At 40.8% G+C, this 12,838-nt stretch carries 13 protein-coding genes; 11 read left to right on the forward strand and 2 right to left on the reverse strand.

Annotation, left to right across the window (positions count from 1 at the left end; all coding sequences use genetic code 11):
* Nucleotides 1-39 precede the first annotated feature (39 nt).
* Entirely contained in the window at nt 40-306 is a 267-nt protein-coding gene (gene sctF / locus JFY74_03070; GenBank protein QQG29063.1) for a type III secretion system needle filament subunit SctF, read from the reverse strand.
* A complete protein-coding gene (locus JFY74_03075) occupies nt 299-1,591 on the reverse strand; it encodes a PrgH/EprH family type III secretion apparatus protein (protein QQG29064.1) in 1,293 nt (430 codons plus the stop codon). The genes sctF and JFY74_03075 overlap by 8 nt, the downstream gene beginning before the upstream one ends.
* Before the next feature lie 431 nt (nt 1,592-2,022).
* Here JFY74_03075 and JFY74_03080 point away from each other — a divergent pair, with 431 nt between their 5' ends.
* The 11 genes from JFY74_03080 to sctS are packed head-to-tail and all read left to right on the forward strand — an operon-like array spanning nt 2,023 to nt 12,835.
* Nucleotides 2,023-2,883 carry a helix-turn-helix domain-containing protein gene (locus JFY74_03080; protein ID QQG29065.1) on the forward strand — a complete coding sequence of 287 codons (861 nt, stop codon included), beginning with the start codon at nt 2,023-2,025 and terminating at the stop codon, nt 2,881-2,883.
* A 40-nt stretch (nt 2,884-2,923) separates the two neighbouring features.
* Nucleotides 2,924-4,651, forward strand: a complete 1,728-nt coding sequence (locus JFY74_03085) for an EscC/YscC/HrcC family type III secretion system outer membrane ring protein (protein QQG30433.1) — start codon at nt 2,924-2,926, stop codon at nt 4,649-4,651.
* 16 nt (nt 4,652-4,667) lie between these two features.
* Complete coding sequence (gene sctW, locus JFY74_03090; GenBank protein QQG29066.1) at nt 4,668-5,786, forward strand: type III secretion system gatekeeper subunit SctW; 1,119 nt, start codon at nt 4,668-4,670, stop codon at nt 5,784-5,786.
* A 47-nt stretch (nt 5,787-5,833) separates the two neighbouring features.
* Complete coding sequence (locus JFY74_03095) at nt 5,834-7,885, forward strand: EscV/YscV/HrcV family type III secretion system export apparatus protein (protein ID QQG29067.1); 2,052 nt, start codon at nt 5,834-5,836, stop codon at nt 7,883-7,885.
* Nucleotides 7,886-7,899: 14 nt separating this feature from the next.
* Nucleotides 7,900-8,307 (forward strand): hypothetical protein, encoded by a 408-nt coding sequence (locus JFY74_03100; GenBank protein QQG29068.1) that lies wholly within the window; start codon nt 7,900-7,902, stop codon nt 8,305-8,307.
* A gap of 18 nt (nt 8,308-8,325) precedes the next feature.
* On the forward strand, nt 8,326-9,621 hold the full coding sequence (sctN, locus tag JFY74_03105) for a type III secretion system ATPase SctN (protein ID QQG29069.1): 1,296 nt from the start codon (nt 8,326-8,328) through the stop codon (nt 9,619-9,621).
* Entirely contained in the window at nt 9,605-10,066 is a 462-nt protein-coding gene (locus JFY74_03110; protein ID QQG29070.1) for a type III secretion system protein, read from the forward strand. The genes sctN and JFY74_03110 overlap by 17 nt, the downstream gene beginning before the upstream one ends.
* Nucleotides 10,047-11,006 carry a hypothetical protein gene (locus JFY74_03115; protein ID QQG29071.1) on the forward strand — a complete coding sequence of 320 codons (960 nt, stop codon included), beginning with the start codon at nt 10,047-10,049 and terminating at the stop codon, nt 11,004-11,006. Before JFY74_03110 ends, JFY74_03115 begins: the two co-directional genes overlap by 20 nt.
* Nucleotides 11,003-11,920 carry a FliM/FliN family flagellar motor switch protein gene (locus tag JFY74_03120; GenBank protein ID QQG29072.1) on the forward strand — a complete coding sequence of 306 codons (918 nt, stop codon included), beginning with the start codon at nt 11,003-11,005 and terminating at the stop codon, nt 11,918-11,920. Before JFY74_03115 ends, JFY74_03120 begins: the two co-directional genes overlap by 4 nt.
* Entirely contained in the window at nt 11,913-12,584 is a 672-nt protein-coding gene (locus tag JFY74_03125; GenBank protein ID QQG29073.1) for an EscR/YscR/HrcR family type III secretion system export apparatus protein, read from the forward strand. Before JFY74_03120 ends, JFY74_03125 begins: the two co-directional genes overlap by 8 nt.
* Entirely contained in the window at nt 12,581-12,835 is a 255-nt protein-coding gene (gene sctS, locus JFY74_03130; protein ID QQG29074.1) for a type III secretion system export apparatus subunit SctS, read from the forward strand. The genes JFY74_03125 and sctS overlap by 4 nt, the downstream gene beginning before the upstream one ends.
* Nucleotides 12,836-12,838 lie beyond the last annotated feature (3 nt).

A 12,838-nucleotide genomic window follows, 5' to 3' on the forward strand; every position in this document is an offset into this window, starting at 1 on the left:
AATAAAAAATGGGCACAGGGAATCCTGGCCCCCTAAACGTTAACGGAAGTTTTGAATAATACTAGCCCCAATATCTTTGTAGGCTTTAACTGTGCTGGTTTGCGCACTACGAAAGAGAGTGTATTCCTGTAGTTTTGCCTGATAGTTGGCTAATACTGCTGGATTGGATGGATCTTTTTCTAGTTCAGCCTGTGCAGCATTTAGATCTTTCATCATTGCTTCGGCGCCTTCTTCAAAGGCTCCGGAAACATCATCTAAAAAATAATCATTGTTGTATCCTAACTTTGGGTGAGTTAGATCAGTCATAGTTTATGTCTCTTTTTTTCAGTGGAAAGTACCAATGGCGAGGGTTTAAAAACAGATATCCGTTAGATGAGTCCACATAGGACTTATCCTGCAACCAATTTTCATCAAGGTTGATTGAGAAATTGATAATATTGCTACCCCATTGGCTGTTAAATTTTTTTATATATTGGTTTAAAGACGTTAGTACGCTGTCGCTGAGTGCATCACGTATTATCAGCGAATAGCCCACCTCTGTATTGATTTTCCGATAAGCGATATGAAGCCGATCGAGCCCCTGCCTGGCTTCTTTTAGTAACTGATTTTTATCTTTAACGATAAGTTTTATGTCTGTGGCAAAAGGAATTTTTTGGAGGAGAATCGATTTTAGATTTTCTTCTTCTGTTTTGGATAATGGTAAGTAAATTGCCAAAACAGGATGTTGGGGGGTGCTGTAATCAAGTTGTAGAACCGGATAGCCTGCTTGGTACAACAGCGCTATAGTCTCTTCTTTATGCTGAGCTAACCATACAGGAACAACATTTTGGTTATCTTTAATTTTGATGAATAGGGCTTCTTGTGCCCATTCCATTTCCTGCAGTTTCTGTGCAAGAACGAAGATAGTTTTATCATCACGACTTTTCACTACTTCCAGAGGTGATGGTGAACCAGAAAGCACGCTATTTAATGTTAGTACATGTCGATCGGATTCTATTTTTTTGTACCAAACAATCGAAGCTGAGATTAACAATAAAAAAAGAAGGAATAAACCAAAGGCAATCGCCCGATTTTTTCTTTTGTTAAAAAATCTGGCGATGTCATGATTAGCTAAAACACGCTCACTTTTCTGTTCAGTTGATTGAAGATTGTAGTTCAGTATGTCTTCAGACCAGATTTTTTCGCTTTGCTTAAAAGCAAAGCAGATGTGCCCGTGCGTAAATATTTCGTTCTCGTCAACGAGTACGTTTTCATTTCCTGAAACATCAAGAATCTCTACACCGTATCCCGCTTTATCTTCATTTTCCAGCCGATGTGACAGGCGTAGTATTATATTTGGCGAAAGAACATTACAGGGAATGTACAGTGTATTTAATGTATAGTGTACGGCATGTTCTTGTACTGATGAGATCCCAGCTGTTTCATCCTGCAGCGTAGAACTTGGGTTGATAATCAAGAAATAATCGCCAGCGGTAACATTCAGTTCGCAACCAAACATAGGACCAAATAGCAATTTTATCGTGAAGTTATTCAATGGATTATCACTTGTCGGTGTTTCATCTAATGGTATTTCATCAACTTTTTCTTTCATTTGGCTATTCATAAAATGAACCGTTCACTTTCACTGTTCTTTTGTTAAACCCAATTATTTTTATAATTTATTGAGCTACTCAATGTGTGTTGGATGTTTTAGTAATGCGATATCGCACTTGACCCACGCGTTGCACTCTAGCCAGATTGAGGGGGTAGGGCAAATTATTTTTTTTTGATTTTATTTTTATTTTTTTAAAAAAAGATGATTTTTTCAAAAAACGCTTCGATTCAATTGATCCTGTTATTTTTTCTGTTAGATTAAACGGGAAAGAGATTGAGATTAAAGTTGTCATCATCTTCTATTATTTATTTTGGCAATTAGCAGTTAGAAATTTGAATATTCTTTATATCTTAGTAATGTGTCGATTTTATTTAAAATGTTAGTTTATGCTCTGATTTTTAGAAAGAGAAATATAAGAGGTAAATACTATGATTATGGCAAATGCGGGATTGGCACCATGCCATCATTCAGGGGTGCAGCGACCTAGTGAAAGCAGGATAAATCATTTTCCATGCAGCGTCCTACGGGATGAAGTGTTGGAAGTGAATGATACATTACTGTTTGCCAGACCGATGAATAAATATTCCTCGCTGTCCTTCGTTATGTACTCGGATGATGAACATCAAAATTGCATGTCCTCCTCTGCTATCTTAGCGACCCAAGATAGCATGGTTTTAAAATTACAAGGCGAGTGGGTTATTGAAATTTTCCCCATGTCACAGATAACCACACTATTTTCTTTCTTAGACTATCAAGAAAAAATATGTGGCAGGCTTTCTGGTAGTGATAACGACGTTACCAAAAACCTTGCTGCAATGGCATCTAGGCGTAGTTTCTTTTCGTCGGTTAAGGATAAAAATAATAATTTTTTTAATATGCTGATAAGTTATAGATTGAGGCAGAGAGAAGATTCTATTGATGATATGTTTACATTTATACGCAACATGGAAAGCTACTGGATAGCTTATTTTTTATTATCACAATTAATGGATGATGAAAAAAGTAGAGATATGAATAAACTTTATAATGTCTGTAAAGTTTACGGTGTATCTGAATCCTATTTTAGAAAATTGTGCAACAATGCGTTTTCCTGTGGGCCAAAAAAGCAACTAAGATTATGGCGTGCGGCATCCAGCGTTTTACAACTTATTGAAAAAAATAAATCTATATCAATGGTTGCTGGAGATAATGGATACGCCTCCTCTTCCCATTTTTCTAGTGAAATAAAATCATTATTTGGCATTACTCCACGGGAATTTAAAAGACTAGAAGGTTTTCTTCATGAGTAGCAAATTTTTTAATAAAAATGCATGTGGTTTTTTTATCGCGATGATAGGAATGTTATTCTGCCCTGAAATTTATTCGAAGCTGATTGAACAGGGAAATTCACAGGTACATCCCGTAGAGCGTTTTGATGTGAATCGTGAAGATGAAAATATCTATGTTGCCAATAATAATAGCGTTCAACAGTTGTTTTATGTTTTAGGTGGCGTGATACATAAGCCCGTAATCGTCAGTACCGAAGCAGCTAAGAAGCGGATTTCTGGTAATTTTGATCTCAGTCGACCGAGGGAATTATTAAGCACGCTCACTTCACGCACGGGGCTCATATGGTACGATGATGGCAGCTCTATTTACGTTTATGATACCAACGAAATTCAGAGTAGCGTGGTGAGGTTAGCCTATGCACCTTTCGATCGTTTGGTTGCTTATCTTAAGTCTTCAGGTCTTTATGATGAGCGTTTCCCGTTACGGTCTAATGGACAGGCTGGCTCATTTTATGTTTCTGGGCCACCTGTCTACGTGGAATTGATCACGGCGGCTGCAAAGTATATTGATGCGACTTATGCCAAGCCTGGGACAGGAGAAAGCGTAATTCGCGTCATTAAATTAAAGAATGCCTTTGTTAATGATCGTACTTATACGCAGCGAGATGCGCCAGTAACCGTACCTGGGATTGCTACGGTGCTCAATCAGTTATTGAATAGTTCTTATGATAATGGAGGTAGTCGCGCCGCGCCTGCCCGCATTACCGTTGATACAGATACTCAGCATGCACTAGACGCAGTTTCCGCTAGCCAGCGTGGAAATTTTCCTCCTTTACCGTCATTTGGTGGTGCTGCCAGCGCGGTTTCTCGTAGAAGCATCGGTGAATCGACAAACGAGAATAGCATCAATATTGTAGCGTATTCGGCTACCAATAGCCTGTTAGTACAAGGCTCAGAACGACAAGTTAGTTTTGTTGAAGATTTGGTTAGTGCAATTGATATACCGAAGCAGCAAATTCAGCTTTCATTGTGGATTATTGATGTTTCAAAAGACGATATTAATCAACTGGGGGTTCGTTGGCAGGCTGCCGCAAAAATATCAAATGGCGGTGTTACTTTTAATACCAGTTCGCTGACACCGGAGAACAGTTTCAACTTTCTGGCAGACGTTTCCGCTCTTGCTCAAAAAGGCAATGCACAGGTTGTTTCACGCCCAGAAATTTTGACTCAGGAAAATGTTCCTGCGCTGTTTGATAATAACAGCAGCTTTTACGCTAAGTTAGTAGGAGAGCGAACCTCCTCATTGGAAAAAATCACCTACGGAACCATGATTAGTGTGCTGCCTCGGTTGTCCCCGCGCCAGCAGGAAATTGAAATGATCCTTAATATTCAGGATGGTGGCGTTCCGGTTGATATTAATGGTAATACTGAAAATGTAGATAGTATCCCTATGGTCAATAATACTCAGATTAGTACGGAAGCACGGGTTCCCGTTGGTTATAGCTTATTAGTTGGAGGTTATAGCCGCGATCAAGATGAGCACCATAGTCTGGGAATCCCAGTGCTACGTGATATCCCTTTTTTGGGAAAGTTATTTGACTATAGCTACGTGAGCCATAAGAAAATGGTGCGCTTATTCCTCATTCAACCAAAATTAATGGTGAACGGAGAAACTTGGCAGGGACGTGATGGTGAGGATAACTCGGTTTTAGGTCGTACTTTGGCAGGGAGTGAGGTCACGTTGAAATCAACGGTGTCCATGCTTCGCGAAAATATGAACAAACAATAAAGGCTGGGCTAAATAAATGTCTATTCGTTCTGTTGGGGCTGTAGAACTTCATCGTTCTAACTTTCAAAGCCCGGCTAACCGCGCGCCTCATCGCGCGTCTGATGAGGCTATGGAACAGGTTCCATTGGCTAGCTTACAGGAAGAAATAAGCAATGCAGCACAGGAAATGGCCGATCTGCTCAGTGCATTTGGGCGTTTTAGCAAATCCGGCCGGAAAAATGATTCAGCAGACAATGATTTCGTCTCTTCAATGCTTGAAGATAAGGCCGATGAAAAACTCGGCTCGCTTATTAAGCAGGCTGCTAACATACGAAATTTGGGGCATTTTCTTAATCTTGCTCGCGGTTTTTTCCCGAATGATAGCGATTTAATGCTGGCGTTACGTGAGTTGCTGCTTAGCCGTCAATTATCGGAACTACAAAAGAAAAAAATTAAAGAAGCGATTAAAGATTTAGAAAAATTCGGCGATAGTAAAAAAATGCAGTCGGGTATTAATGTTGGCCGTATTGCCAGGCGCTTTAGTGACGCAGAGGGGGATAAATCGCTTTCAGCAAAAGATTTACGCAGTAGCTATCTGCGTTTTCTTGAGTTGGATCTGCCCGCAGGATTTATCTACCAAGACTGGATTGATGAATATGGCTATCACAATCGTCAATGCCTATTAGCTTTTACGCTATCCGCTTTAGTAGCGGATATGAAGGCAAATGAGCCAGGCATTCATTTTGACGAATTTGGTCCGTTAAGCGCTAAGCTTTCTGATGCGCGTGTCCTCCATACATTGGATCACTCACTGAGTGAAAATTTTTTTGCATTTCCATTCCGTGAACAGATGAGAAATCAGCAGGAGATAGTCGGTGAAGAACAGATAGTGAGGCTTTATATGACGGGGTTAATTGATTTTGAAAATTTTGAATCGATGTTGAAAACATTCAGTCATGATTATATGTCATTGCTATTAATTAAACAGCGTGCGACGGTTATCCAAACGTTACGCAATATTTATAATAATACGCCTGGTTCTCTTTACGCTGACCCTGCATATCGAAATATTGTGTTGGATTTTATCTCCGCGTTAATGACGTCTCTAAGTGAAAAAGAAAAAAACACAGGAATATGGAATGAGTTTTACAAGTAAATATCCATTTTCTAATAATTTTTTCGCTAGTTAATGTGTTGGTAAAAATGCTACAAAATTTCGCTTCGCAAATTAGAACCAGACCAGAACTCATTATTCTGGTGATGATGATTATGGTTGTGGTAATGTTGATTGTTCCATTACCGACCTATCTTGTTGATTTTCTAATTGGTCTTAATCTGACCATGTCTTTGCTCATTTTTTTAGGATCTTTTTATATTAGCAGGATCCTCGATTACTCTACATTCCCCTCTATATTATTAATTAGTACAATATTCCGGTTGGCCATTTCTATAAGTACCAGTCGACTGGTTCTGGCAGATGCCGATGCTGGTGAGATTATTACCAGTTTTGGTGAGTTTGTCATTGCGGATAACCTGGTAGTTGGTTTTGTTATTTTCTTCATCGTGACTGTTGTACAGTTTATTGTCATTACTAAAGGTTCTGAACGTATTGCTGAGGTAGCTGCGCGTTTTTCTCTTGATGCCATGCCAGGCAAACAGATGAGCATTGATGCAGATCTTAAAGCTGGTGTGATTGATGAGAAGGAGGTAAAACGGCGTCGTTCCGACTTAGAGGCGGAAAGCCAGCTCTACGGTGCGTTGGATGGCGCAATGAAGTTTATCAAGGGAGATGCAATCGCCAGTATTATTATCATTTTTGTTAACCTCATTGGGGGCATTTCTGTTGGTGTCATACAGAATGGTATGAGCATGTCTCAAGCGTTATCACTTTATACGCTGCTGACGATTGGTGATGCATTGGTCGCTCAGATTCCTGCGCTACTGGTTTCTATTAGTGGTGGGTTGATCGTCACTAGGGTAAATAACAATGAGAACAATAACCTAGGGGCAAAAATTATACAGGATATGTTCTCTAACAAATTTGTTCTGGTTATTACTGCATTTTTAGCGTTCGCCCTTGGTCTGTTACCGGGGTTCCCGCTACCCGTTTTTACTTTGCTGGCGCTTATTTTACTGGGGATATATTTAAAACATCGTTTAGACGAAAAGAAAAAGAAAAAGACGAATACGGACAATTTACAAAATGAAGAAAAAAGTAATTTGAAGAGTAAACCCGTGATGATTGATGGCGAGTATATACCAGAAACAATACCGCTGATTATTACTGCCTGGAAAGGTTACGAGAAATATTTTCAGGATAATAACTTTTCTTCTTTACTGAAACGGAATTTTTTTGTTGAGTATGGCGTGCGCCTACCTGATGTTATGATGAACTATGAGGAAAATACTGAACGCGGTAAGTTAAGTGTTGCTATTAATGAAATTACCGTTTCTGTATATGATATTTTCCCAGGAATGAGCAAGGTTTTAATGCGCGGTGATGAGCTAATGATGCTTGATAAGAGTGTCAAAAGGATAGAGATATCCCAAGGATATGCTTATTGGATTCCAGACTCACGTTGTGAGAGAGTTCAGCAACTTGGCTACTATACCCGCAATGCAATCGATGAATTTTATACCTGTGTTTCTACGTTGCTGGTACATAATATTTCTGAGTTTTTTGGTATCCAGGAAGCGAAAACATTATTAGATGATCTGGAGTTAAAATATCCTGAGCTGCTGAAGGAATGTTATCGAAATAATACTGTTCAACGTATCACAGAGGTTTTTCAACGCTTGTTGCAGGAACGTATTTCTATCAGGAATATGCGGCTAATTCTTGAATCATTGGTTCAGTGGGCGCCTAAAGAAAAGGATCCTATTATGCTCGCTGAGCATGTTCGAGGAGGGTTATCACGCTATATTTCAAACCGCTTTGCCGTTAATGGTCGTATCAGAACACTAGTCATGTCTCATGATATGGAAAGTACGGTACGTGGCGGAGTGCGTCAGACATCTGGTGGGACGTTTATTAATTTATCCCCCCCAGAGACGGAAAATATAATTAGTAGTCTTGAAGAGTGCATCAAAAATAATGGCATCAATGCTAGAGATATTGTTTTGATGGTTTCACTTGATATCCGTCGGTTTGTAAAGAAAATTATCGAAGGGAGCCATCCAGAAATGGAAGTGATTTCTTTTGGTGAAGTTTCTGCTGGCATGGATGTTGATGTTATTAGTTCTCTTGAAAACTAAGCAGAGGTAGTTAAATGAAACATGATATTGTAGCGTTGATTTCAGAAATGTTAAATAATGCTGGTATTACAGATATACTGGATGAGGGGTTAAATAATCATTCGACTATTTCTCTTAATATGAAAGATGATATCCCTACCATTCATATTAAAAGTGAGGATGATGACGTTTGGGTGTGGGCCAAACTTTGTGACTACAATATTTCCTCATTGTCTTATTGCAGCGCAAGTCTCTTTCCTGTAATGCTGGATTATAATGAAAGCATATTTCATGCTGGTCAACCTTGTTTATATCCCATTGACGGAAATTTAGAACTACGCGCGCAGGTAAAAGAGCCATCCTTAGCATCTTCTGATGCATTTATGGAAATGCTGAATCACTACCTGTCAATTATGCAGGACTATCGTAGAGTATTAGCTTAATTACTGAGGTTTAGCAACATGGTCGCGCAATGTCTTGTTCGTCTTGCTCATCCATTACGTATTCAGGGAAATATTATCGAAGCACATCTCCCTAGTACGAGAATTGGCGAGATATGTGAAATTCAAAAATCCATACTTGAACCTGAAGTACTGGGTTTTGCTCAGGTTATTGGTTTTAATAAGGAACATACCTTATTAAGTTTACTTACTGATAATCAGGGTTTTTCTCGGAACAATATGTTGTTGCCAACTGGCAAGCCATTCCGCGTTGAAGTTCATGAAAGTATGGCTGGTGCGATCGTTGATGCGACAGGGAATATTCGTGGGCGTTTGGATGAGAGTCCGGTTCTACCAATCATTGGTGGTAAGAGCCTTGAAGCCTGTGGGATGCCGCGTGATTTTACTCAAAGACGGCCAATAGACGCACCTTTGGCCACAGGTATCAGAGCGATTGATGGTTTACTCACTTGTGGTCGGGGGCAACGTATTGGCATTTTTGCTGCAGCTGGATGTGGCAAAACATCCCTAATGAGCATGCTCATTGAGCACTCTGAAGCTGATGTCTATGTCATCGGGTTGATCGGTGAGCGTGGTCGCGAGGTGACAGAATTTGTTGAAACGCTTAGCCAGTCTGCCAGGCGGTCACAAATCATTTTGGTGTATGCCACTTCTGACCGTTCCTGTGTCGAACGCTGTAATGCTGCGCAAGTTGCCTCTACTATCGCTGAATTTTTTAGCGAGCAGGGCAAAGATGTACTGCTGTTTGTTGATTCGATCACCCGTTATGCCCGTGCCCTGCGAGATGTGGCACTGAGTATGGGGGAACTGCCAGCACGGCGTGGCTATCCGGCTTCGGTTTTTGAAGCGTTACCAAAATTGCTGGAACGTCCTGGGCGCTTTCTGACTGGCTCAATCACCGCTTTTTATACGGTTCTGATAGAAAATGAAGAAGAGTCGGACGTTATTGGTGACGAAGTTCGCTCCATTCTGGATGGTCATATCTATCTGAGTCAGAAATTGGCAGCAAAAGGCCATTACCCCGCTATTGATGTATTGCAGAGTATTAGCCGTGTATTCCCGCAGGTGACAGAGAGTGGACACCAACAATTGGCGACGCAGTTCCGCGAATTTCTGGTGCGCCAACGTGATATGCAACTGTACATCGATCTCGGCGAATATCGTCGGGGAGAAAATAAAGACAACGATGCGGCCTTTGATAAGAAGGGTGAAATGGAAATGTTCCTAAAACAATGCTTAACAGAGAAAACGGCAATACAGATCTGTATGGAGAAATTGCATGAATGTGTGGCGTAGAGGGCGTGGATTTGTACAAATGCTGGAGCACAAGCAAGACATTTTACACGGCAATATTGCTACAGCTGAAAATTGTCTTTCACAAATAAAGTTGCTTATTATTCAGCATCAGCAAGAGTGTATGTCTATTGATCAACAAATGAAAAAACTCACGCCTTCCGGCCTGGTCAGTCGGGATGATATTTATGCAGGGATACGGCGTCAAGGTGCTTTATTAAATAGGCAACAATTTATCACTCAAGAAATAAAGCAGCTTGAAGGAAAAAAAGATACTGAGGAGAGAAAAATTCATCAGTATCGCGCTGCAATGGCTGTGCTGGATAAAAGGCATTACAAGCTTTCTTTCTACTTACAGCGAATCCGTCGTGAGTATTTACGCCGTAGTGAAAATAACATCGAAAATGACATTCAGGAGATCGCTGGCTATGGTAGAAAAGCTTTTTGAAACGCCAACTGTGAAACGTGAAGGTAATATTTACACTGATATGCCTTTAGATAAAGATACTTTTTTCGAGCAAGTCTATAAAAAGAAAAAAGAAGACGAGGATGAAGTGTCCGCAGTTTCTACTGGCGTAGCACGTTATCTCCAACTGCCGGATAGTAAGCATCAGGTTCATGGCGGAGGCTGTTTCCCCGTAGAAGGTAATGTGAAGAAACTCCCGCATGCAGCAAAAGATTTGCTGGGTGCGGCAACATTGTTAGCCACCAAGACCCGTGATGAGCATTTACGTCGTATGTCTATTCTGGCTGCAGTGAAAGTCAATGGCTCCGAGCTGGCTGGCGCGTTATCTCCAGGAAAGAATAGTGAGAGGCTTAATCCCGATAACAGTAGCATCGGAATAAATAAAAATAATGCAAGCAATACCCATATTCCATTGATGCAGGGTATTCCGTCCGCTCAACAGGTTTTGAATGGCAAATTGGCTGTGGAGCAGAAAAAATCAGCATTTGAGACCACTGCAGCTAATGCGGCTATAACGACGAATACACACTTGCCTTTTGCGGAATTACAGACACAACGTACAGATCTTGCGAAAGGTCCTGAAGCTCAACGTTCTTCGATGAACGCCATGCTGCAAAAAACGATGCAAAACGCTGTCGCTGCTACAAATGGTAAGCATGACGTGGCGAGCCGTTCATTCGATATCGATTACCCGTTCCAGCGTTGGGCTGGCGATCACTCAGTCAAGGTTTCTATTCCGACCGAGGCAAGGCGCGACGCAAATATTACGCTGTTACCTTCAGATACTCGTGCCGCTGATGTTCTATCCAGGCAGATGGTACATTTATCCGGTCATACGCCCGAGTTACTGAAACCTGAGCAAGATGGCGAGGAGCATGAGCGTCACCAGCAGCAAGATGCTCAGGATGAGGAACAAGAATGAGTTTACGCAGCCATTTACGCGTGAAAAGTCTTGGCCAGACGGTATTAGAACAGCATTGCAGTCGGTTTGCAGGGGGTAAAGTTATCACCGCGCAGCCAGACTGCCGTTATCTGCATGTGCTATTACACAATAAGCAGGGGGTAGAAGCGGAAGCTTTCCTGGATGTTGATCTGTGGTTACGAGAGATGAAAGCACGTTTGCCGGGGGTTCCTTGGGCACAAGTGCCGGTTGACTATCTGGTGCGATGGTTGGATACCATGCAACTAGCGTTCATGCTAGAAGAAACGGTTTGGTATGTACACCATTTAACCTTGCCGACGTCTTCGTTGCCGGAGAAATTACTTTCCCTACCTACACAGCCCTGTCCGTTATTGTGTCTTACTTGGCCGAGTGGGTATGCGACAGGGGATATGGAATCGTTCTGGTTGAAAGCTCTTCCTTTTACGTTGCAATACGTGTTGGGTCATAGCCAGTTGCCGCTCTCTGTGTTGATGGATGTTGCCACAGGGGATTTATTACTGATTAAGAATTACTCCCCAGTATTGACTATCGGGGGGGAGAGGTCATTTCGTTTTAGTTACCAGAGCCAGGAGGTTATTGTGGAAGAACAATTAAATGAATTTTCGGAAGATTATTGTGGTGAAGAAGAAGTGTTGTTTGACTGGTCAAATATTCCAGTAAATATCGAATTTGTTCTTGATAGCCATAGCATGGTATTGGCTGATTTAGAAGATATAAGGGTTGGCAGCTCTCTGCCACTCAGTGCTGACGCTGAGAAAAAGGTGAAAATTTATTTAAATAGAAAATATTTTGCTCATGGAGAATTAGTTGCATTGGAAAATGGTACGCTAGCAGTTGAGATTTATCAGCTTGGTAATTTTTCAAGCGGTGAAACGAGTTGTTCAGATGCTTAACAATGATATTTCTTTAATCGCACTATTATCTTTTTTTACACTGCTACCCTTTCTTATTGCAGGGGGAACCTGTTTCATTAAGTTTTCCATTGTATTGATTATGGTACGCAATGCGCTTGGTATTCAACAAGTGCCCTCTACGTTAACTTTAAATGGAGTGGCTCTGATTCTAACTGCTTTTATTATGATGCCGATTTGTCAGCGTATTTCCAATTACATCGAAACCAATAACATTGATTTTAATGATAGTCACTCCGTTACGCAGTTAGTCGACCAAGGGTTAGGCGGCTATCGGGAGTATTTGGTGCGTTATTCTGATCACGATCTGATTCGTTTTTTCAATAAAGTACAACAGCAGAATGACGTTGTTCTTGAACCAGAGGTTGACGATCACGAATTAAGCGCTTTGCCACTCATGACGCTAATGCCTGCCTATGCATTAAGTGAAATACAAAGTGCTTTTAAAATTGCTTTTTATCTCTATGTGCCTTTCGTCGTTATTGACATGGTGGTGTCTAGTATCTTATTGGCTCTGGGAATGATGATGATGAGCCCAGTAACAATATCTATTCCCATAAAACTGATTCTCTTTGTTGCAATGAATGGCTGGAGCCTGCTAACCAAGGGATTAATTTCACAATATACTGATTTGATGATGTCATGAATAATATTTTATTTATCGGAAATTCGGCTATGCTTCTTGTATTAAAGCTTACTTCCGTTCCTATCGCTTTTGCTACGGTCGTTGGCATTGTTGTCGGCCTTTTCCAGACGGTAATGCAAATACAGGAGCAAACTTTGCCATTTGGTCTGAAAATGTTGGCTGTGTTTGCCAGTATTTTTATGTTAATTGAGTGGTTTTCTGCTGAAATGATTAATTTCACAACCAATGTTTTTTATATGGCGTTTCGATGAAAC

The sequence above is a fragment of the Pectobacterium carotovorum genome, assembly GCA_016415585.1.
Classification (GTDB): Bacteria; Pseudomonadota; Gammaproteobacteria; order Enterobacterales; family Enterobacteriaceae; genus Pectobacterium; species Pectobacterium carotovorum_K.